Annotated in this window: 23 protein-coding genes; 2 read left to right on the top strand and 21 right to left on the bottom strand. The window is 57.3% G+C overall.

The features are described 5' to 3' along the window. Positions 1 to 5 precede the first annotated feature (5 nt). A complete protein-coding gene (locus G3578_RS12900) occupies positions 6 to 341 on the bottom strand; it encodes a cupin domain-containing protein (protein WP_165213284.1) in 336 nt (111 codons plus the stop codon). Between the two features lie 218 nt (positions 342 to 559). On the opposite strand from G3578_RS12900, the gene G3578_RS12895 reads away from it, so the two are divergent. Both G3578_RS12895 and cmpA read left to right on the top strand, forming a co-directional pair. Then, on the top strand, positions 560 to 895 hold the full coding sequence (locus G3578_RS12895; RefSeq protein WP_165213282.1) for a hydrolase/acyltransferase: 336 nt from the start codon (positions 560 to 562) through the stop codon (positions 893 to 895). A gap of 78 nt (positions 896 to 973) precedes the next feature. Beyond that, positions 974 to 1099 (top strand): cortex morphogenetic protein CmpA, encoded by a 126-nt coding sequence (gene cmpA / locus G3578_RS12890; RefSeq protein WP_134685638.1) that lies wholly within the window; start codon positions 974 to 976, stop codon positions 1097 to 1099. 24 nt (positions 1100 to 1123) lie between these two features. Here the strand turns inward: cmpA and G3578_RS12885 are convergent, their stop codons facing one another. From G3578_RS12885 to G3578_RS12790, 20 genes are all read right to left on the bottom strand, one after another. Further along, positions 1124 to 3289 (bottom strand): Tex family protein, encoded by a 2166-nt coding sequence (locus G3578_RS12885; protein ID WP_165213280.1) that lies wholly within the window; start codon positions 3287 to 3289, stop codon positions 1124 to 1126. A gap of 164 nt (positions 3290 to 3453) precedes the next feature. Beyond that, on the bottom strand, positions 3454 to 4254 hold the full coding sequence (gene sigB, locus G3578_RS12880; RefSeq protein ID WP_165213278.1) for an RNA polymerase sigma factor SigB: 801 nt from the start codon (positions 4252 to 4254) through the stop codon (positions 3454 to 3456). Then, positions 4223 to 4705, bottom strand: a complete 483-nt coding sequence (rsbW, locus tag G3578_RS12875) for an anti-sigma B factor RsbW (RefSeq protein ID WP_165213276.1) — start codon at positions 4703 to 4705, stop codon at positions 4223 to 4225. The genes sigB and rsbW overlap by 32 nt, the downstream gene beginning before the upstream one ends. Further along, positions 4705 to 5037, bottom strand: coding sequence for an STAS domain-containing protein (locus tag G3578_RS12870; RefSeq protein WP_165213274.1), 333 nt, complete (start codon positions 5035 to 5037; stop codon positions 4705 to 4707). The genes rsbW and G3578_RS12870 overlap by 1 nt, the downstream gene beginning before the upstream one ends. Positions 5038 to 5058: 21 nt before the next feature. Then, entirely contained in the window at positions 5059 to 6060 is a 1002-nt protein-coding gene (locus tag G3578_RS12865; protein ID WP_481752743.1) for a SpoIIE family protein phosphatase, read from the bottom strand. 25 nt (positions 6061 to 6085) lie between these two features. Next, positions 6086 to 6487: an anti-sigma regulatory factor gene (locus G3578_RS12860; RefSeq protein ID WP_165213272.1), complete on the bottom strand. Its 402-nt coding sequence runs from the start codon at positions 6485 to 6487 to the stop codon at positions 6086 to 6088. 259 nt (positions 6488 to 6746) lie between these two features. Next, complete coding sequence (locus G3578_RS12855) at positions 6747 to 7079, bottom strand: hypothetical protein (protein WP_165213270.1); 333 nt, start codon at positions 7077 to 7079, stop codon at positions 6747 to 6749. Further along, positions 7066 to 8040 (bottom strand): sugar-binding transcriptional regulator, encoded by a 975-nt coding sequence (locus tag G3578_RS12850; RefSeq protein ID WP_165213268.1) that lies wholly within the window; start codon positions 8038 to 8040, stop codon positions 7066 to 7068. The genes G3578_RS12855 and G3578_RS12850 overlap by 14 nt, the downstream gene beginning before the upstream one ends. Before the next feature lie 117 nt (positions 8041 to 8157). Next, on the bottom strand, positions 8158 to 9444 hold the full coding sequence (locus G3578_RS12845; protein WP_165213266.1) for an NAD(P)H-dependent oxidoreductase: 1287 nt from the start codon (positions 9442 to 9444) through the stop codon (positions 8158 to 8160). A 41-nt stretch (positions 9445 to 9485) separates the two neighbouring features. After that, the gene (locus tag G3578_RS12840; protein ID WP_165213264.1) at positions 9486 to 9851 is read right to left on the bottom strand and encodes a PTS glucitol/sorbitol transporter subunit IIA; all 366 of its coding nucleotides are present in this window, start codon (positions 9849 to 9851) and stop codon (positions 9486 to 9488) included. A gap of 20 nt (positions 9852 to 9871) precedes the next feature. Continuing rightward, a complete protein-coding gene (gene srlE, locus G3578_RS12835; protein ID WP_165213262.1) occupies positions 9872 to 10885 on the bottom strand; it encodes a PTS glucitol/sorbitol transporter subunit IIB in 1014 nt (337 codons plus the stop codon). A 25-nt stretch (positions 10886 to 10910) separates the two neighbouring features. After that, positions 10911 to 11444 carry a PTS glucitol/sorbitol transporter subunit IIC gene (gene srlA, locus G3578_RS12830; protein WP_165213259.1) on the bottom strand — a complete coding sequence of 178 codons (534 nt, stop codon included), beginning with the start codon at positions 11442 to 11444 and terminating at the stop codon, positions 10911 to 10913. A gap of 115 nt (positions 11445 to 11559) precedes the next feature. Next, entirely contained in the window at positions 11560 to 11964 is a 405-nt protein-coding gene (locus G3578_RS12825; RefSeq protein ID WP_165213257.1) for a transcriptional regulator GutM, read from the bottom strand. A gap of 81 nt (positions 11965 to 12045) precedes the next feature. Beyond that, a complete protein-coding gene (gene lpdA, locus G3578_RS12820; protein ID WP_165213255.1) occupies positions 12046 to 13434 on the bottom strand; it encodes a dihydrolipoyl dehydrogenase in 1389 nt (462 codons plus the stop codon). Between the two features lie 15 nt (positions 13435 to 13449). After that, on the bottom strand, positions 13450 to 14676 hold the full coding sequence (locus G3578_RS12815) for a dihydrolipoamide acetyltransferase family protein (RefSeq protein ID WP_165213253.1): 1227 nt from the start codon (positions 14674 to 14676) through the stop codon (positions 13450 to 13452). 15 nt (positions 14677 to 14691) lie between these two features. Beyond that, on the bottom strand, positions 14692 to 15675 hold the full coding sequence (locus G3578_RS12810) for an alpha-ketoacid dehydrogenase subunit beta (RefSeq protein ID WP_165213251.1): 984 nt from the start codon (positions 15673 to 15675) through the stop codon (positions 14692 to 14694). 21 nt (positions 15676 to 15696) lie between these two features. Beyond that, on the bottom strand, positions 15697 to 16683 hold the full coding sequence (locus G3578_RS12805) for a thiamine pyrophosphate-dependent dehydrogenase E1 component subunit alpha (protein ID WP_346774007.1): 987 nt from the start codon (positions 16681 to 16683) through the stop codon (positions 15697 to 15699). A gap of 131 nt (positions 16684 to 16814) precedes the next feature. Further along, the gene (locus G3578_RS12800; protein ID WP_165213249.1) at positions 16815 to 16979 is read right to left on the bottom strand and encodes a hypothetical protein; all 165 of its coding nucleotides are present in this window, start codon (positions 16977 to 16979) and stop codon (positions 16815 to 16817) included. A gap of 95 nt (positions 16980 to 17074) precedes the next feature. After that, positions 17075 to 17338, bottom strand: a complete 264-nt coding sequence (locus G3578_RS12795) for an HPr family phosphocarrier protein (RefSeq protein ID WP_165213247.1) — start codon at positions 17336 to 17338, stop codon at positions 17075 to 17077. An 18-nt stretch (positions 17339 to 17356) separates the two neighbouring features. Then, a complete protein-coding gene (locus tag G3578_RS12790; RefSeq protein ID WP_165213245.1) occupies positions 17357 to 20242 on the bottom strand; it encodes a sigma 54-interacting transcriptional regulator in 2886 nt (961 codons plus the stop codon). Between the last annotated feature and the right edge of the window lie 40 nt (positions 20243 to 20282).

Raw genomic sequence — 20282 nt, 5'->3', positions numbered from 1 at the left:
AAACATTACTCCTTCTTCCGTTGACTGTTTTCTGCCGGCGCAAAGAAAACGAGTACGGTCAAATCTTCCTCGATGCTGTGAAAACGATGCTCGGCATGGGCTTCCACATAGACGATCGATCCCGGTTCAACCGGAATTTGTTTGTCTGCTACCTGCAGGACTGCCCTGCCCTGCACGACATAGTACAGCTCATCTTCCGAATGCGGCTGTTGGGGATCGGCGGAACCTTTCACCAAATGATAGACGCCGACGCTCATCGCCGGCACGCGCAAAAATTCATGGTACGGCTTCCCCGTCTGTTCACGTTTGGTGAGCAACTCCGCGAGCGTAAAAGCATCCATCCGCTCCACTTCCTCTCCATCATGGGTTCCTCTCTATTTTTCGCAGAGGGACCGGGAACTCCTTTTTTTCATCCGGTCAGCCATGGAACGTTTCCGTAAGCGTGACAGCCGCCATCCATCTTCTTTCGACTTTCACTTGAATTCCGCAAGAAACATGAGCTACACTTGACGTGTCATGCGCTCTTGGAGCGAAACATTTGCCACCCGCGGAGGATATCATGCGTTACTTGCTTTTGTCGGAAGCCGGCGGGCTGTATTTCGTCGCCATGCCCGCCTCTCATATGTATCAGCTGGTTGCCCTGCTCAAGCGGCTGCACAAGGAAATCGGCAAGCTAACCATCGCCGACCGTCCGGCGCTGCCAACCGTGATCGCCGAGTGCAGCGACTTGGAGGTTCTCGACGGCACGTGCCGCATCGAGGACGGCTTGGCCTATGTCACCCGGCTGGAGCAGCATTTTGCCCGGCTGCAGGAGACCGAGTATCCGCTGATCTCCCTGCTGACGGAGATCCGCGCCCTCCAGGCCCAGCTTGAGTTTCTGCAGGAAGAGGAATAAAATCAGCCCAAGCGCGACAGGTACCCACTCCCTCTCTCGGGCATACACTGCCTAAAGAGGGAGTCAGGAGGTGCCTTTATGCCACAATGGATGCGCCGGCAGCTGCAACGCGCCTTTTTTGGCAAGGATGTGAGACAGATTCGCTTGTTGAACAGCTGCTGGTTTCTATATCTGGAAAAACACGGCGGCCGTCCTCAGGAATAGGGAGGCCGCCTTTGTCATGCGCGCTTACGCCTGCGCATCCGGTTCGATCATGGTCAATCCGACGCGCTGCCGCTGTTCATCGATGTCCACCACCCAGACGTCGACGATATCGCCCACGGAGACGACGTCGAGCGGATGCTTGACAAACCCTTTGCGCAGACGGGAAATGTGGACGAGCCCGTCGTTTTTCAAGCCGATATCGACAAACGCGCCAAAATCGACGACGTTGCGCACGGTGCCCTGCAGCTTCATGCCTTTGCGCAGGTCGGATATTTTCAGCACATCCTTGTGCAGCAGCGGCTTCGGCAGCTCGTCGCGCGGGTCGCGGCCGGGGCGCAGCAGGCTCTCGATGATGTCCGCAAGCGTCGGTTCCCCCACGCCGAGGCGCTGGGCCATCTCCGGGACATTGACCGTTTGCAGGCGTTCCCGGCAGCGGTCCGTACCGATGTCAGCCGGTGCCAGGCCAAGCATCTCCAGCAACTGATGGGTGGCCGGGTACGATTCCGGATGGATCGGCGTTTTATCCAGCGGATTGGCGCCGTCCATGATCCGCAAGAATCCGATGCACTGCTCGTACGTCTTGGCACCGAGGCGGGGAACTTTCTTCAGTTGGCTGCGATCCGTGAATTTCCCCTCTTCCTCCCGCCGTTTGACGATGTTGAGAGCCACCTGTCTGTTCACGCCGGAGACATACTGCAAGAGCGAAGGGGAGGCGGTGTTGACATCAACGCCCACATGGTTGACCACCGACTCGACGACGAACCGCAGGCTTTCTTCCAGCCGCGTCTGCGACACATCGTGCTGGTACTGCCCGACGCCCACCGATTTCGGATCGATCTTGACCAGCTCCGCCAGCGGATCCTGCAGCCGGCGCGCGATGGAGACCGCGCTGCGCTCGGCCACGTCCAGATCGGGAAACTCTTCCTTGGCGAGCGCCGAAGCAGAGTAGACCGAAGCCCCCGCCTCATTGACGATGATGTAGAAAATCTCCTTCTTCACGTCTTTCAGCACATCGGCGACAAATTGCTCGGTCTCCCGCGACGCGGTGCCGTTGCCGATGGCGATCAGGGAAACATCGTATGCAGCGATCAGCTCCTTGACGTGAGCCGCCGCTTCCGCCACCTTGTTCTGCGGCGGCGTCGGGTAGATCACGCTGACATGCAGCAGCTTGCCCGTCTCATCGACCACCGCCAGCTTGCAGCCCGTCCGGTAAGCCGGGTCGACGCCCAGCACCACTTTTCCCTTGACCGGCGGCTGCAGCAGCAGATTGCGCAGATTCTCGGCAAAAATGTGAATCGCCCTTTCTTCCGCTGCCTCTGTGAGCATCGTGCGCACTTCCCGCTCCACCGACGGGGCAATCAGCCGTTTGTAGCTGTCCTCCAGCGCCGCTGCCAGGATCTCGCGGGCAACCGTCTCCTGCGTGATCACGTTGCGGGTGAGATAGGCGATGATCTCGGGAACCGGCGCTTCGATCGATACCTTCAGGATGCCCTCTTTCTCGCCCCTGTTCATGGCCAGCACCCGGTGCGGCGCCGCTTTTTTGACCGGTTCGCTGTACGCATAATACATCTGATAGACGTTTTTGCCGTCTTCTTCGGCCTCCTTCTGTTCGCTCGTGATGGTTCCTTTCTGGTAGGTCGTCTCGCGAATCCATTTGCGAAACTCCGGCTCGTCGGAGATTTGCTCGGCGATGATGTCCATCGCGCCCTGCAGCGCCTCTTCCGCTGTCGCCACTCCTTTTTCCGGATCGAGATAGCGTGCCGCCTCCGTCTGCGGATCACCCTTGGCCGGCAGGGACAGCAGCCAGAGCGCCAGCGGCTCCAGGCCTTTTTCCTTGGCCACCGTGGCGCGGGTGCGCCGCTTCTGCCGATAGGGACGATAGAGATCCTCCACTTCCTGCAGCCTGGCCGCCTGCTCGATCGCCTGCTTCAGCTCGTCCGTCAGTTTTCCCTGCTCTTCAATCAAACGCAGCACTTCTTCCTTGCGTACCGCGAGATTGCGCAGATAGCGCACCCGCTCCTCAATCTCGCGGATCTGCGTTTCATCCAGCTGGCCGGTCATCTCTTTCCGGTAGCGGGCGATGAACGGGACGGTATTGCCTTCGTCCAGCAGGTGGATCGTCTGTTCCACCTGCTGCGGGTTGATTCCCAGTTCCCGGGCGATCGTGCGGGTCATCATCTTTCCATCCATGGATCCAAAATCCCCCTGTGCTTGTTCGTTCGCTGTCTTATTGTACCATACCGGCCTGGCGGGATGAGGCTCCGTTTTTACGCCGTTCGGGGAAAGGGTGGCGCAAAAGCGCGCAAAAAAAAACGCTCCGTTGCCAAAGAACGGTAGCGCTTTGCCCGAGCTTCCTATTCCCCCGCCGTTTTTCTGCGCTTCAGCGTCTCCTGCTGTTCCATCGCTTCCCGCAGCTTGGCCAATGCCCTGCGCTGCAGCCTCGACACATGCATCTGCGAGATGCCCAACTGGTCGCCTGCCTGCTTTTGGCTGAGATTATCATAAAAAATAAGCTGGATGATTTCCTTTTCACGGTCGTTCAGCACATGCAGGATTTTGGCCAGGGTCATCTCCTGTTCCACATGGTCGTATCCTCTGTCTTCGCTGCCGATGAGATCGAGCAGGGTGATCGTGCTGCCGTCACTGTCAGCTTCGATCTCGTTGTCGACGGAGAGGGTGTGATAGTTGCGCCCCATCTCCATTGTCTCCAGCACTTCCTCTTCGCTGACCGACAAATGGCGGGCGATGTCGGCGATCTGCGGGGAGCGCTGCAGCCGGACCGTCAGCTCGTCCACCGCCTTTTTGATCTTCGGACTCAGCTCCTTGATGCGGCGCGGCACGTGTACGCTCCATGTCTTGTCCCGAATATGGCGCTTGATCTCTCCGACGATGGTGGGGATGGCGAAGCTTTCGAACGTCCGGCCGAATGATGTGTCATAACGGCGAAGGGCGCCGAGAAGCCCGATCATCCCCACCTGGATGAGATCTTCCAACGGTTCCTGGCCCCGTGCAAAACGGGCAGCGATGGATTCCACCAGCGGTCTGAAATGAAGTACCAATGCGTTTTGAAGCTCTTCGGTGGGCGCTTGCCGGTAGGCGGCGATCATCCTGGCTGCTTCTTCCCTAGTTCGCTTGCTTGGAGATTGATCCGCCATTGTCAGCCACCTCGTCCCGCCGCAGGTACTTTGTCATCGAGATAACGACCCCTTCGTCTCCGGTAATGTGCACTTCATCCATCACGCTGTGGATCAAATAGAGCCCCAGCCCCCCCTCGGTCATCTCCTCGATCGGCACGCTGCGATCGATCGGTTTCAGCTTCTTCTGGATGTCGGCAATGTCGAAGCTTCCTCCGTCATCCGCGACGACAATCACCAGCCGATCTTCATGGACGGCGCACCGCATAAAGATCCGGCCCGTTCCCTTCCCGCCATAGGCATGTTCGACCGCGTTCGTACAGGCTTCCGCCACCGCCAGCTTCACGTCCTCGATATCGTCATAGGGCAAGCCGGCGCGGTTGGCGATACCCGATACCGTCAGTCTGGCTACGCCAATATATTCCGCTCGGGCGGGCAGGGTAAGTTCAATTACGTCAACGCCTGAACCCATCAAGCTTCCTCTCCTTTTAGCGGTGTGATCGTGAGGATCTCATGCAGCCCGGTAATCCTGAACAAGCGATCGATTCGCGGCGGCACGTTCATGAGCAGCAGCCGGCTCCCGCTCCGCGCAGCCGCTTTCAGGGCTCCGATAAAAATCCCGATACCGGTGGAATCCATATAGACCACATCCCGGAGATCGACCGTTACGGTGCTGTCCGCTCCCTGCTGAACCAGCGGCATCAAGCGGTCTTTCAACTGCTGGGCGGTATAGGCATCCACCTCTCCACCAAGATACAGGGTGTGGTGGTTGCCCTCGTTTTCCAATCTGATCGACAAGTTCATACGTACATTTCCTCCATCCGCTTAAGCTCGGCGAATCACGATCATGGTATGGTCGTCCGGAAGCTCGAAGTGGGAAAGTTCCAGCAATCTTCGATACAAATTGTCGGCGATCTCCTGGGCGGAACGCCCGACCTCCGCCTGCAGGTAGCCAATCAATTCTTCCCGCTGCAGAAAGCGTTCCCCCATTTTCCGTTCGGTAACGCCGTCCGTCAGCAGGATCAACAGGTCGCCTTCCTCCAGACCGATCGAATATTCCGGATATTTCGCGCCCCGCTTCACCCCGAGCGCGATTCCCTGGCCGGCCAAGTCGTAAAACGTCTCTTCCTTTGCCCGGTACAAGAACCCCGGTTCATGGCCGGCAACCGCATAGCGGAAATGATGGCTCTCCAGGCAATAGCAGCCGCACAGCATGGTCACAAACATGCTGGGATCGATGTTCCGTTCGACGATCCCGTTCAGGAAGAACAGAATCTCGGAAGGATCCAACCGTGTGAGATACAGACAATCCATCGCATATTTAATCATGGACATACAGAGCGCTGCCGGTATCCCCTTACCGGTGATATCGGCAATTGCCACGCTGAACAGATCGGCATCATGCCGGACGAAATGGTAATAATCACCGCTCATCTTTTTCGCCGGGACACTGACCAGCCCGATGTCCACTCCCTCCAGGCTTGGCACCTTCTCAGACAACAGCGTCTGCTGCATCGTGACGGCCACTTCGATTTCGGACTCCAGCTGCTTTTGCCTGCTGCGCAGGCTGCGGTGCTCCCGGTAGGTGTTGCCGTACTCGATCATGACCTCCGTCAATAACTGGAACGACTCCCGAACGGGTTCAGGCATGTCCACCATCTCTTCCATCGTATGCAGGTGCATGTCGATGATCTCTTCCGGGGCGACATTTTGTTTGAGGAACCATTTGCCCAGCTGCTGGGCCAGATAGAGCTGGGTTTCCCCCCGGCCTTCCAGATAGGCCTGCAGGATCTCCTTATACTGCGCTTGCAAATGCTGTCGGTTCAGTTGACCCGCCCTCCCTTTCCGTACGTTAGCTGTTCCATTTGATGATGACCACACGGGTGCCATGATCCACAGAGCTTTCAATGCTGAATTCGTCCATCATCCGTCTCACGCCCGGAAGTCCGGCGCCCAGCCCTCCCGAGGTGGAAAAGCCGTCTTCCATCGCCCTGCGTATATCGCGGATCCCCGGCCCATGGTCCTCCGCTACGATGCGGACGCCCACCCGCCCGTCCTCCTTGACGGTTTCGATGGTGATCGTACCTGCCCCCGCATACTGAAAGATGTTGCGTGCCAGTTCGGAAATGGCGGTGGCGATCCGGGACTGTACGATATTGCCAAACCCCAACTGTTTCGACAGATTTCGCCCTTCCTGTCTGGCAAGAACTATGTCCTGCTCCGTTCTAATCTCGATCGTGATCGGCACGGTCATCACCTGAGACTCCCTTCTCGACGCAACCCTCATCCCTGCTTTATCCCCGAAGCCGTGTCCATGTCTAAATTTGTCAAAAAGCCATGCATACCTATTCGCTAAGAGACCGGTAAATCCTTCATGTGCCGAGCCCCGGACGGGCATTGGGGAACTTCCTGATTTCCCCTGGTATCAATCCGTCTGTTCCTGGCTGGTCACGCTGCACCAAAAAACCGTCAGGGCAGGTGAACCGTGACGGTTTGTGCAAACGCCGACAGCTTTATACTTTTCGACCTTTTCGACGGAATTTGTAGATGTCGCGAAACTCGGAATACGCCCGAAAGGGTTTGCTGATTACCCGATAGGGGAGCGAGAAGAGGAAATGGGGCAAGTTGCCCTGCAGTTCTTCCTTTACCCGTTTCGGCTTGCTGATGATACGCTCCAGGTAGTTGAGGTACAGCTCCTTCTCAATGTCCGATACCCGCGAATGCTTGTTGTTGCATTCCTCGCAACGCACCTCGTACAAAAGGTTGTCGACATACGTTACCTCATGGACGGTATCGTTGAGGCACTTGATGCAGTATAAGGTTGCCTCCATCTTATGCTCTTTCACGCACTTTCACCCCTTTGGCCTTGGCCAGCAGCGCTTCCGCCAAATACTCGTCGATAATCAATTTGTCAAAATAACGCCCTTTCAAGATACCCAGCACGGCTTCCAGCTTTTTCATGCCGGACACAACTCCGATGACGGTGGGGATATTTCGCAAGTCACTCAGCTCAATGCCGATCACCCTGCTGTTCAGCGGGATGTTGATCGCCTCACCTGATGCGTCAATAAAGCGGGAACCAATATCCCCTACAGCTTGCCCTTCGTAAAGCTGACGTATCTCTTCTTCATTCAGGTAGCCCATTTCCCGCATGGTTGATGAAAAGGGATTGCCCACACCGACAATCGCCAATTCAACCTGCTTGGCCTCCTCCAACAGGGAGCGAATATCGGGCGACTCCACCAACTGCCGTTTCAGTTCTACCGTTTCCACGATGGCAGGCGCATAGAGGAACTCGCAGGTACCGCCCAGCTTCTTGGACAGTTCGTAGGCAAGCTGGTTGGCGTGGATTTCGATACGTTGACGGCCGATTCCCCCGACAAGGGGATATACTTTGATGCGGTGATCCCGCTCAAAGGGAAATTCGTTTACCAGATGGTAGAGCGTCGTTCCCCAAGAGATTCCGATCTTTTGCTTGTTCCGCACCCATTTGGGGAGATGCTGGGCGGCCGCTTTGGCCACCTGCTGCTTGACCAGCTCCTCATTGTCGCTCCCCATCACAGGTACAACAATCACTTCCTCTATACCATATGCATGTTCCAGCTGCTGTTCCAGCTCCACCATGCTGACCGTTTCATCGCGGATGTAAATTTCCACGACCCCCGTGTCTTTGGCCCGCTGCAGCAGCTTCGAGATAACCGGTCGGGAAACGCCCAATTTTTTTGCAATTTCCGCTTGCGTTAAACCGTTCATGTAATAGAGTTTTGCTACCCTGACCAATTCGCGTTTCTCGGTCCAGTTATCCATTGGAATCCCTCATTGCTACCGTTACTATACTCCCTTATTTGTATTATACCAAAATATCCGACTGCACAGAAACGAAAAGAGGAAGACAACGAACTGCCTCCCTCCCCATTCCGGCTGTCAATCTCCTTCCATTTGCTCCCGCAGGGTCGTGATCACGTTTTTCCCGGTGAATTCAATGTCATCATACGTGATTACCTCCCCTTCCGCCACCGGGCGTTTGAGCCGGATGTGCGGCCCGATCAATCCGATGGGCAGGGCGTGCAGCGCCTTTTTGTATTCAGCCGTAACAATCCGTCCGTAAGCGGTATATCCGCCGATTCCGTCAAGCGCATCTCCCGGCAGCAATGGTTTCTTGGCGACCGCCACCGTCTCCGCCACCAATCCGCAATAGGGCGCGATCGTGGCTTCGCGCTGAAAGTATGCCCGTGCGATGGAGAGCGGCGTTTCCAGACTGGTCAGATGGTATGGACGATACAGCACATAATGGGGGCCATCCCCCATTTTCAGATACTTCATCGTGTCGTGTACCTCCGGCATGGCGGAAGAGATGATGGCAAACACCCCGGGAGCCACTCCGTCCACATAGTCGACAATCCGCTGCCGATGCAGGATCCCCCCGTCGGCGGCCAGCGAGAACAACCGAGGCAGCTCCTGAAGCTGGGCCCGCGGTCCGTGCATGCCGGGAACATCCGGAAGGAATCCGGTGGCGTTGGCGACAGCGGTCATCTCCACCATCGTCTTGGTGCCATCCTGAAACGATGCCATCATCTTGGGACTGGCTCCCTTCCGTTCCGCCTCCGCCCGTGCCGAATCGGGATTGGCCCGAACATCAAGCGGGTTATTTTTCCCTTTGCCCAGGGCGATCACATCAAAGCCCAGGGCATCGGCAAAATCGTACAGCTCCATAATCGCCCCCGGTTCATCACCGGCCGAGCCCGTGTACACCACCCCGGCCTCGTCGGCAAGCTGCTTCAACAGCGGCCCGACGGTGACATCGGCTTCCACGTTCAGCATTACCACATGCTTCCGATGCTGAATCGCGTCCCACGCCACCTGTGCCCCGATATCCGGAATCCCGGTCGCATCGACAATCACATCCACCTGTGACAGGTGGGGAATCATGCGGGCGTCGCTCGTTACGACCGAGAAACCGCCGGCGATGGCACGATCCGCTTTGTCTGGGTCCTGTGTTTCGATGATCCGGGCATCGGGAACGCCCGCCTTGCGATACGCCGCTTTCACCCGTTCCGGATACAGGTCGGCTGTAGCCACCACCCGCATGCCGCGCATGCCTTCGATCTGGGAGATCAAGCCCCTGCCCATTTGGCCAGCCCCGATCAAACCGACACGAATGCAGCCGCCTTCTTTTTCAAACGCTGCCAACCTTCTGTTATAGCCCAACATGATATTCTCTCCCTCTTTTCCTGTTTCTCTTCTCTTGCCGTTCAGATGCGGACGAAGGCAAGGACGGAACCGATCTCGAGCGGCGGAATTTGCGCAGCTTCCAGATGGATCGTCCCCGGCAGCTGAGGCGCTTCGCTGCCGTCCGCCTTCAGCGTGCAGTGACCGATGGAAAGCAGCGTCTCGTTGGCTTTCTCTCCGACGCATGTCACCCGCAGGCGATGCTCCCCGATCACCAGGTAATCTCCCGGTTTGACAGGCTCTTTCTGCTCCGATTTCGTATGGAGAACAGCCATATCGTGGAGTTCGGCCGGCACATCGTGGTCAAAGAGAATCAAGGTGTTCTCCTGGAGAAATTCGTCGACCAGTGCTCCGATCTGAACAATGGTGCTGTGGAACAACCGTTTCATGCAGGTCCTCCTGTTTCTTTTTAGTTGCTGTACAGGCCGATGCTCATGATGTAGGCGATCACGACGGCGAGCGGTCCGGTGATTTGCCGCGAAATCAATACGGCCGGAACGCCTACTTCAATCGTCTCCGGCTTGGCTTCACCCAAGGTAAGACCAACGGGAACGAAGTCACATCCCACCTGCGGATTGATTGCAAACAGGGCAGGCAGCGCCAACTGCGGCGGGATGTTGCCGCGGCCGATCTCCACCCCGACCAGCACCCCCACCACCTGGGCGATCACGGCACCCGGACCGAGCAAGGGAGACAGGAACGGCAACGCGCAGACGATGGAGATAATCAACAGCCCGATCATGTTGCCGGCCAGCGGTTTGATCACATTGGCCAACACATCGCCGATGCCGGTGTAGAGGATGATCCCGATGATCGTGCTGACAAACGCCATAAACGGCAAAATGTTGCGAAGCACCTGATCGACGGTATCGCGCCCGGCCTGGTAGAATATGCCGACAACTTTTCCCATGGCGCGGCCGATCTTTTCGATGAAATTCGGCTTGTGCGGTGCCTGCTGCCCCTGCAGCTGCGCCACTTTGGCCCGAGCCTCCGCCTTCAATTCCTGGGCCGACTTTTTCTGCTGCTCCACCGCCTCCGCAGCGGCCGCTTCACCAGGCAGACCCACGTTGGACACCTGCACGCCGGAGACGAAATTGCTCTCTTTGATAAAATTCATCAACGGGCCGGATGGCGAGGCCGGCGTAACGTCAACGGTCAGGACGCCAAGCTTGGGATAGACGCCGCAGCGGGCGGTTCCCCCGCAGTCGATGACGACGCAAGCCATCTCATCGGGTTCCACCTTGCTGCTGAAGCCGTCAATGGCGATCCCGCCTGTCAGTTCGGCGATCCGCTCCGCCACCGGATGAATGCCGCCTCCCGTAACCGAAGCGATATATGGTTTCTCCTCGGTCGGCAGGATGGTCAGCGGCCCGCCCCAGCCCCCGGAACCTTTTGTCACTTGCACTGCGCGATAGCTGCTCATCTTACGTGCCCCCATTCTGCTTTCGTTATGCCGCCGCCCGCACTTCGCGGCGTCTCATCATCTGTTTCGTGATGAATTCGGTTACAATTCCGCGTATCAGCACCACAATGATTCCGACGATGAAGTAGCGGATCGCCAACGGTCCAAGCGACAATCCCAGCTGCGTGATACCGGTGGCAATCCCCATGTAGACGAACAACTCGGCAGGATTGGCGTGCGGGAAAAGGCCGGTAATCGGGTGACAAAACGATACGGCAGAATCGTAAAAGGCCGGTTTCTGGTGTTCGGGAAGGAATTTGCCAAACGTGTACGCCATCGGATTGGTCAGAAAAAACATCGATAAGACAGGGAAAACGGTATAGCGCAGGATCATATTATGCGTACACTTGGCGGCAACCCGTTCGATGCGTTCTTCGCCGACGAACTTGACAAACGCATTGACCGCGGTGATCAAACAAATCAGCGTGGGGATAATGCCCGTTACCAATCCGATAAAGGTTTGCCCTCCTTTTTGGAACATGCCGATAAATCCTTCCGCAAGATGCACAAAAAAGTCCATCAATCGCTTCCCCCTTTGAATGGTGTGCCCGGCCGCGATGGCCTCCGGCAGGCGGTGCCGTCAAAAAAAGCCAGATGGAACATCCACCTGGCCCGCGACCCTTTGGTTGATTTGGTTACGATATGTCGGCTTGCAGCTGTTTGGCCTGTGCGGCCCGAATCTGTTCAATCGCCAGACGAATGGCGGTTTGCGTGGGGTGATTCGGCTGTTGCCTGACGCGCTCGTAAAGCGTGTCAATCGGTTCTCCAATCGGCTCCGGATGATGACGGAAGCGGGAAAAGACGGAGATGCCGGCCATCCGTTTGCACTGTGTAACAATGCCCTTCGCGTCGGTCACAAGGATGACCACAGCGCCAACGCCAATCCGCCGTCTGTTCACGCCTACACCCAGAAAGCCGTTCGGCTGCCGCTGCATCTCCCGCAGCTGCTGATGGTAGTGGCGTATCTGCAGCTGCGTCAGCATGATTTGCAGCACCCACAACCCGGCAAAGAGCAGCACCACGAACCCCCAGGAAACCACGTTATCACCTCTTTACATATGTTCTTATTTGTTACAATTGTAAACAGAAAACGCTTTCAAGTCAATCGCAATTTTTCTGAATTATGCGTGTATTCCTTTTCCCAGCCATTTGGCCGCTGCTTCCATGATACTCTCGGATACGGTAGGATGGGGGTAGATCATGCCTGCCACCTCGTCAACCGTCGCCTCCATCATCAGGAAAGCCGTACCCGTGGAAATCATCTCGGTCACATGGGGGCCGACCAGCACCATGCCCAGCACTTCGCCATATTTCTCTTCGGCGATCAGCTTGGTGAACCCATGGTGATGATCTGATGCCAACGCCTTGCCGTTGCCGATATGCTGGTAAATCACCGTCTTCACGGCATAGCCGCGCGCCCGAGCCTCCGCTTCGCTCATTCCCGTGCTGGCGATTTCCGGATCGGTGTACACACAACGGGGAACCGCCTTGTAGTTCACTTTCTCCCGTCCTCCCGCCGCGTTGATGGCAGCCACCAGCCCCTCCGCACTGGCGACGTGAGCCAGCTGCCAGCCGCCGATCACATCGCCAGCCGCATAGATACCGGGAATACTTGTTTCCAGATACTCGTTTACCTGCACAAAAGAACCGTTCATGGCCAGCCCGAGGCTGGCAAACGAGGAGGTGTTCGGCTTTCTGCCGGTTGCCACCAGCAGCGCCTCCGCCTCAAAGGTTTGGACGATACCCGTTGGTTCCGCCGCCTGCAACCGGATTACTCCGCCGTTTCGTCTGAGGGAGGCCACCTTCCAGCCCGCAAGCACCTTGACGCCTTTTTTGCGCAGCGATTTGGTCAAGGCCGCCGAGGCATCTTCATCTTCCCCGGGGATCAGGCGTTCCGCCATTTCAATCAGGGTTACCTCCACGCCCAGGCTGGCAAAAATGCAGGCGAACTCCACGCCGATAAACCCGCCGCCGAGAATGGCGAGGGTGGAAGGAAGCTGTTCCATGTCAAAGATGGTGTCGCTGGTGTAATACGGCACCTCCTCCAACCCCGGAATCGGCGGTACCGCGGGGGAAGAACCCGTCGCCAAAATAATGGACGATGCCTGCACCCGTTCGGTCTTTCCTTCCGGCAGCCGGACGGTAATGGTCCTGTCTGCCTGCACTTCCCCCCAGCCGGAGAGCAGTTCGATCCTGCCCGCCTTCAACAGCGAGGCAATCCCGGTGCGCAGACGCTGGATCACCTGATTTTTACGGGCGATCATTTTCGGCATCGAAAAGGAGAGCTCGCCCGTCTCGATCCCCCAGCCTTGTGCCTGCCGAATCTGATCCAGCACACCTGCCTGATGCAGGAGCGTTTTGGAGGGAATGCAGCCCCTGTTCAAGCAGGTGCCGCCCAGTTGCTCCGCCTCCACCAATATCACCCGCTTGCCTTCCTTTGCCCCTCGAATCGCCGCTACATAGCCAGCCGGTCCGCCGCCAATCACGGCAATATCGCAGTTCCTGCTCATCATCCATCCTCCCTTTTACACCAACAGCTGCCAGGGCGATTCCAGAATCTCCTTGATTTCCTGTAAAAATGCCGCCGCCGGAGCCCCGTCGACTGCCCGATGATCAAAGGACAGGCTGAGCGTCATCATCGGACGCAGCAGGATCTGTCCGTTGACCCCCACCGGTTTTTCATGAATTCTCCCCACCCCGAGAATCGCGATCTCGGGCGGATTGATGATCGGGGTAAACGCATCGATCGCATACATCCCCAAATTGCTGATCGTAAAGCTTCCTCCCCGCATGTCGTCGGGCAAAAGCTTCCCTTCGCGGGCAAGCCCTGCCAGCCGTTTGCATTCTGCCGTCAACTCGGCCAATCCCCTGCGGTCGGCATGTTTCACCACAGGCACCAGCAAGCCGTCCGGAACGGCGACGGCGAGTCCCACGTTCACCTCGTCCCGTTCGATCAGCACATCATCCTGCAGGGAGACGTTGATATGCGGGTGGCGCACCAGCGCGGTGGCGACCGCCTTGACGATCACCTCCGTGTACGAGAGGCGAAGCCCGGTGGCCTTCTCCACAGCAGGCAGCAGCTCCGTCCGCAGCTCGATTGCCCGGCTCATGTCCGCTTCCGTTGTCAGCGTCACATGCGGGGCGGTAAAGGCGCTTTGCGCCATCCGCTGGGCGATCACCCTGCGCATCCCTTCCAGCTTGCGCTGACGCAGCGGCGATGGCGCAGACGACCGGATCGGCTCCTTGACGGGCGGGGCCGCTTGGGCCGAGCGCCGGGCAAGGGCTTGCTCGACATCGATCCTGTGTATTCGACCGTTTGGCCCGCTCCCTTTGATCTGCTCCAGCGCGAGCCCGTTCTCCCGCGCTATCCGGCGTGCCACCGGGGTTGCGCGAATCTTTTGCTCCTGCGCGGCGGTTTCCGGTGCCGCCGCTGCTCCCGGCTCATTTGCGCCCGCCTCAGCCGCTTGCCGGGCGGTCTCGTCCAATGCGGGCGGATGCTCCGGCACGACTTCGTCTGCTTCGCCGATATAGGCGATGATTTGATTCACCGGCACGGTTTGATTCGCCCCGTAGTAAATTTTCAACAGTTTGCCGGTGGCGTACGCTTCCACCTCGATGTTGATTTTGTCCGTCATGACTTCGAGCAGGAGTTCCCCTTCCCGAACGTCGTCCCCTTCCTGCTTGAACCACTGGATGATCGTTCCCTGCTCCATCGTCATGCTCAATTTTGGCATGAATACACCGGTCGCCATGACTCCTCCCCCTTTTCAGCGACGGAAAACCGTCTCCTTGACCGCGTCAATAATATCCTGCTCCTGTGGAATGGCCGCTTTTTCCAGGATGGGGTTATACGGGATGGGAACCGCTTTGCCGCCCAGCCGCCGGATGGGGGCATCGAGGTAGTCAAACGCTTCGCTCTCGGCGATCAGGCTGGCGATTTCCCCGCCAAATCCCCCGCGTTTGACCGCTTCGTGAACCACCACGACCCTGCCCGTTTTCTTCACGGACGCTACAATCGTTTCGATGTCCAGCGGCACCAGCGTACGGGGGTCAACCACTTCCACGCTGATCCCTTCCTTCTCCAGCTCGACCGCTGCTTGCAAAGCCTTGTGAACCATAATGGCCGTGGCGACGATGGTCACATCCGTTCCCTGGCGCTTGATATCCGCTTTCCCGATCGGCAGCGAGTACGGCTCCTCCGGCACATGCCCCTTGGTGCGATACAGCAGCTTGTGTTCATAAAAAATCACCGGGTTGTCATCATCGATCGCCGCTTTCAACAATCCTTTGGCATCGTAAGCGGTAGAAGGCTGGATCACCTTCAGGCCGGGGATATGGGCCATCCAGGCCTCCAGGCTTTGGGAATGTTGGGCTGCTGCTCCCGTGCCCGAACCGGAGGGAGTGCGCAGCACCATGGGCACCTTGCCCTTGCCCCCAAACATGTAGCGGGTTTTGGCCGCCTGGTTGACGATCTGGTCAGTTGCGATAGTAATAAAATCGGAGAATTGGATCTCCACAATCGGGCGCATGCCGGTCATGGCCGCCCCCACGGCCGCACCGGCGATGGCCGCTTCGGAGATCGGCGTATTGCGCACCCGCTCCGGACCGAATTCTTCAATCATGCCGCGGGTTACCCCAAACGCTCCGCCATATACGCCGATATCCTCCCCCATGATGAACACATCCGGATTCACCCGCATCTCCTGGCACATCGCTTCCCGAACCGCTTCCAAGTATGTGATCTCTCTCAACGTCGCTGCTCCTTTCTTTCTTCAGGCGTAGACATCTTCTTCGAGAATCGCCAGTGACGGCATCGGACTGCTCTCCGCAAACAGGACCGCCTCTTCAATCTCCTGTCTGGCTTTGGCCTCAATGCGGGCCGCTTCCTCTTCGCTCAGAATCCCGGCGGCGAGCAGCACCTGTTTCATGCGGGCGATCGGATCGCGATTGTTGCGCCACTCCATCTCTTCCTCGCGCGTACGGTACTTTTTGGCATCGCTTTTGGAATGTCCCTTCCAGCGGTATGTCTTGGCCTCGATCAGGGTGGGCCCTTCGCCGTTCCGGGCGCGCTGCACAGCTTCATAGGTAACGTTCATCATCGCGAAAATATCATTTCCATCCACCACATGCCCCGGAATGCCGTAGGCAGCCGCACGATCCGCGATGTTGGCAATCTTCACCATCTCCTTCACCGGACCGGACATGCCGTATTGATTGTTTTCACAGATAAAGACAACCGGCAGGTTCCAGACGGCTGCCAGGTTGATCGCTTCGTGGAAACTGCCTTCGTTGGAAGCGCCATCCCCGAAGAAGCAAAGGGTCACATACCCCAGATTCTTCATCTTCGACGTCAGCGCAGATCCGACGGCAATCGGGATGCCGCCGCCGACGATACCATTGGCGCCGAGGTTGCCCTTTTCCACATCCGCGATATGCATGGAGCCACCCTTGCCCCGGCAGTAACCGGTTTCCCGCCCAAACAGCTCGGCCATCATCCGGTTCACATCCGCGCCCTTGGCAATACAATGCCCATGTCCCCGGTGGGTGCTGGTGATCTTGTCACGCTCCTCCAGAACGGCGCATGCTCCCGCCGCCGATGCCTCCTGCCCCACACAGAGATGGGTCGTGCCATGGATCATCCCTTTGGCAAAAAACTCGTCTACCTTCTCGTCAAAAAAACGGATCAGCCACATCTGATGAAACAGCTCCACCAGTTTGGCCTCGGTGATCATCGGGGGTACGCTTAGATTGGTTATCACGCCGGTTTCCTCCTTTTCCTGTCCGGGAGACGAATATCGCACCAACTGTGCAGCAAACAAAAAACGGGTCAGATGAAGAATTCTCCTCACATGACCCGTGGTCCAAGCGTTGGATATTCTGGGGGTGCTTGTTATTGATCCGCAGGGCGCTGCTTCAAGCGGCGTTCATACTCCTCCCGTGACATTCGCTGGATCGAGATGATAAACACCTCTTCCTTCCCTTCACAAATCAGCTTCTCATGCGCAAACAATTTAAACACCTTTGTTCCGGGAGTTACCTTTTCAAGGGCTTGCATGGATGCCACCTCCGGATCACACCTTACATTTGTTCTAATACATTACATTTGTAATTTATTATAAATCTTCCGACAAAAGTGTCAAGGTGTACACCCTACTCTTCGCCAAATTTGCTTTCCACCAGCGCAGCCAACGTTTCCAACGCTTCCGCTGCGTCGGGTCCTTCCGCTCTGAGCGTCAACACGCTGTCCTTTTTGGCGCTCAGCGTCATGATGTTCATGATGCTTTTCGCGTTGGCGATCTTCTGATCCAGCTGCACCGTGATTTCCGCCTGAAATTGTCCTGCCGTTTTCACAAAAAGGGTTGCCGGACGGGCGTGGAGACCCGCCTTGTTTCGAATGATCACCTGTTTTTCCATTGTGAACTCCTCCTTCTTTTATGGGTACATCCGCAACAACGCCTGCAGATCCAGCGATCCGCAAGCAGCATGATGATCGTTTATCAGCTGGTACAGTTCCTCCACCGCCGGCTGACAGTTCTCGGTCAAGGCAAGCATGATGACCTGGTGCACCTTGGTTCCCGGTTCCCATTCCACCGGTTGTACCAGCTGTGCGATCGCAATGGCGGGTTGAATGGTCTGTGACGTATCCGCATGGGGGATGGCCACTCCCAGCAGACAGGTACTGCCCAATTTCTCCCGCTCCCATACTTTCTGCAAAAATTGGGGCCCGACACAGCCATGCTGGTCCAGCAAGGAGGCAAGCCGTTCGATCACTTCCTCCTTGCTGCTGGCAGCCAGATTGGAGACGATCAGGTGCGGGTTGAGCAGATGGCGAAGCCGATAGGAATGTCGTTTCTCCGTCTGTGCGTCCACATCCCTGGCAACGGCAAGCAGCCTTTTGATAAAGCTGATCCCCGTCTCATCGGCTATCTCCTTGACCGAGACGAAGGGCACCCCTTCCAGGAACGGATTGATTGTCCCCACCACGGCGAGAATATGGTACGTTTGCCGCCACGTATCGTAGGTTTGGCGAACCGACAGCGAACTGGCGCTGAGGATGACGATTTGTTCGCCGGCGACTGCCAATTTTTCGCGAAGCAGGGCTTCCAGCATCAGTGCCGCCCCATTGCCGGTCAAGCAAATCGTAATGATGGCGACCGGTTTGGCCGGAAGCTTGTGTTCCCCTCCGGTCACCGGCATTGCCGACAGCATCTGGATGTGTTGTACCATCTGCTCCAGCCCCTCGCTCGCATAGAGACATTTGCGCATCACCTCGACCACCAGGGTGGTGGATACGGGAGAGACCACCTTGACACGTACGCCAAGCCTCGCTTGCCATTCCGCTTCACTCAGCATGTTGCAGCCCATATCCGCCAGCAGGACAACCCCTTCCCCCTGATCCGCCTGCTGGATTGCCATCCCGATGCGCTGAATCGCCTGCTCAATATCGTCGTTCCAATAAAGTTCAACGGCCAGCGCGTGCTTTTTCCCGAACAGGCGGTTGGCCACATCCACCATGCTTTTTGCCACCTGACCGTAGGAGGCGACCACCATGCCGACCAATGCCTTCGGTTCGGTATAGACCGAACACTGCTTCAGATACATCGCCAGAAGCGCCTTTTCATGCCGGGGCAGGACGATCTCCCACATGGACTGCACCACCTTGGCCATCTCGCTGGCAACCCTGTACTCCATCGACTCGGTATCGATCGCAATCGGTCTATCCGGCCATTTTCGCCCGGGATCGCGGTCAAGCAGTCCCCGCAGGTGAATCGCCAGGGCAAAGGAGATGCGCGGGTAATCCAGGACCAGATGGCGTTCTGCGATCCACAGCATTTTCTCCACAGTCTGCACCACCTGCTCGCCAACCAGCCTGGCCAGCTGCTGCAGTCGTACCGTCCGCTTCCTGTCATGGTCGCCCGCCGCCGTTTCCATGCGGGAATCAAGTTCCTTGTGGACGATCAACTGAATCAACTCTTCGCTGTGCCCCTGTTCTTTCAGGTTCTGATAACGGTCAATCACCCACGTGTAGAGATGCTCGACGGACTGCTCCTCCTCTTCCCCTTCGACAAGATCTGCCCGCTGACCGGGGATGTAGCGGAAGTGTTCTTTCTTAAGCATCGGCAGTTCCGGCAGCAGCTCTTTCCCCGCCAGATGGTGAAACAGATGCATCGGCAAATCAACCCGTTCGGCCCGTACCTCACCGCGCTTCTCCTGATGCATCGTCTTCAAAAATGCTTTGGCCAGCAGGACACGTATATCGCTGTGCAGCTGTCCGGCATTGCCCGGACAGTCGTACGTCAGCAGGGCAGCAATCACCTCCCGCTGCACGACCAGCTCTTTGCCGATGCGGTCCGCCTCTTCGTTAAAAAAGTGGAAGATCAGGGAAAGCCGTTCCTGCGGGGTCCAATCAGCCAGCGAAGGCAGCTCGATGGTCATGGGAATCCGTCGGCGCAGCGTCAGGAGCAAGCTGGATTCCGGACTCTCCGTCGTCGCTCCCACAATCAGGATGTTTGCCTTCTGTTGAAACTGGACCTCGCCCAACCGCCGGTAAACCCCCTTGTCGATCAGGTAGAACAAGTTCTCCTGTCCCTCAGGGGGGAGGCGATGTATTTCATCCAAAAAGAGGATCCCGCCATCGGCCTGCACCACCAGCCCCGGTTTATCCTGCTGCGCCCCCGTAAAGGCTCCCTTGACATAGCCAAAGAGCTGTGAGAGCAGCAGCTGCGGGTTCTTGGCGTAATCGGCACAGTTGAATACCACAAAGGGCGCGTTCGGCTTCATCACCCTCTGCTCCACGGCAAAATGATACATCGCTTCCGCCATCCTGCTTTTCCCCACGCCGGTCGCCCCGAAGAGAAGCGTGTGCAGACCGTGCGGAGGATACAAGACGGCAGCCTGTGCCTGCTGAATCGCCGCTTTTAAGGTACCTTTCGCCCCAATCATGCCGGCAAACGTGACATGGGCCGATCCTTTCGGCGCTTTGGTCCGTGGTCGTGAGGGGACGGGCGCTTGATCGGCCGAAAGCGCTTGCAATTGACTGCGCAGCTGTTGAACGGTGAAACGGGAAACGTCGTAGCCTCGCTCCTTCAGCCTTTTCGTCAATTCCCTTGTCGTCAAACGCGCGTTCTGCTTCAGCAGCTGCTCCAGATCATGCTTTAACAGGTCATGGCGCCGTTTGCGCGAATCGGGTATCTTTAACTGGTGCCGGAGCAGCGTAACCTCATCGCGCCGCAATCCCAACCGGCTGGCGATTTGTTCATCCGTAAGCGGTTTCTTTTTGTCCTCCTGTGCAATGATCTGTCTGACACGTTCCCGCATGAACTTCCCCCCGCATTCTCTGAGTTGCAAGTATTGTACC

This window comes from Brevibacillus sp. SYP-B805 (genome assembly GCF_011059135.1).
Lineage (GTDB): Bacteria > Bacillota > Bacilli > Brevibacillales > Brevibacillaceae > Brevibacillus_F.
This window is presented reverse-complemented; position numbering and strand designations above follow the sequence as displayed.